At 26.4% G+C, this 1,320-nt stretch carries 2 protein-coding genes; both read right to left on the bottom strand.

Going from position 1 to position 1,320, the window contains the following annotated elements; genetic code table 11:
* A partial coding sequence (locus tag JG677_RS08170; RefSeq protein WP_200286143.1) for an SAM-dependent methyltransferase occupies positions 1-741 on the bottom strand: 741 nt, incomplete at its 3' end.
* The coding region (locus JG677_RS08165; RefSeq protein ID WP_200286141.1) for a M23 family metallopeptidase at positions 728-1,320 on the bottom strand (593 nt) is incomplete at its 5' end. The genes JG677_RS08170 and JG677_RS08165, both read right to left, overlap by 14 nt.

The following is a 1,320-nucleotide window of genomic DNA, read 5'->3' as shown; positions in this document are numbered from 1 at the left end:
AAAATTAACATCATAAGTAAGATCGCTTTTGCCAAAAAAATCTTGCAAATTACTTGTAAAAGGATCAAAAATTTTATGATTTTGATAGATTCTTAGACTTAAAGAATTTGGATTTAATGTTCCATAATCAAAGTTAGCAAGAATAAACTTTTTACAAGCTTTATTTAAATCTTCAAAAAAGTCTTCTAAAGCAAAACTTAGTTCCCCCTTTGAAAGTTTCAATTCTTGACATTTTGATTTGGTATAGCTATCTATATTTGAAAAATAAATTTTATAATCCTTAATAAAGGCCATTTTATCTTCATTGATTAATTCACAAGAGAAACTATCAAAAAGTTCATTGCAAAAAATAAAAGCATTTTCAAAATTGCATTCTTTTAAGGAATTTTTATGATGAAAGTCTATATTTTGTAAAGTTTGTTTTTGTAAAGTTTGTAATCTTAAATGTGGTTCTACAATATAAAATTCTATTTCTTTAAAAAGCTCTGGTCTAAATTCAAGTAAGGCGCTTAAAAAATCTTTACTTAAATACCCTTCATTTGCTCCTATCTCTACAACCTGCAAAGGAGGAGTTAAAATTTTTTTATCAATTAAATCTAGAAAATGCTGAGCAATTAAAGTCCCAAAAAGATTTCCTACACTAACAGCAGTAAAGAAATCTCCCTCTTTGCCTATTTTAGTAGCTTTTTTGTAGTAGTTTTGATGTAGCCAATTTTCAAAAAATTCACTAAATTTTTTCATTGTTTAATAAAGCGTTATATTTTTCAATAAAATCAATAGGATCAACTTGTTTTTGATTAACAATAATACCAAAATGTAAATGAGGCCCACTTACTCTTCCGCTATCTCCACTTAATCCTATAATTTGTCCTTTTTTAACCTTATCTCCAGTTTTCACTAAAATTTTTGAAAGATGATAATATTGAGAATATATTCCATATCCGTGATCAATAATTATAGAATTTCCAGCATAGTAGCGGTTTTTAGCAAGTTTGACTATACCTGAATTTGCAGCTTTTATTTGTATTCCAATTTTTGCTCTAAAATCAGTACCGCTATGATAAGAGGCTAATTTATCGTTAAAAATTCTTGCTTTACCAAAAGAGCTTGTAATAAAAGAATCAAGAGGTTTTTGAAAATTTGCACTTATAAAGGTATTTGGAGTGTAATTAGCATAAATTAAAGAAGCTTCTTTAAATTCATTAGCAATTTGTTTTTGTTTTTCTTTAGAAGGAAAAACTTTATTTGGTGCAACTTGTAGAAATTCTTTTTTATAACTACCCTCTAAAGAATTTATAGTGTATATTTGTTCTTTATTAG

The organism is Campylobacter sp. TTU-622 (assembly GCF_016598965.1).
Lineage (GTDB): Bacteria > Campylobacterota > Campylobacteria > Campylobacterales > Campylobacteraceae > Campylobacter_D.
This window is presented reverse-complemented; position numbering and strand designations above follow the sequence as displayed.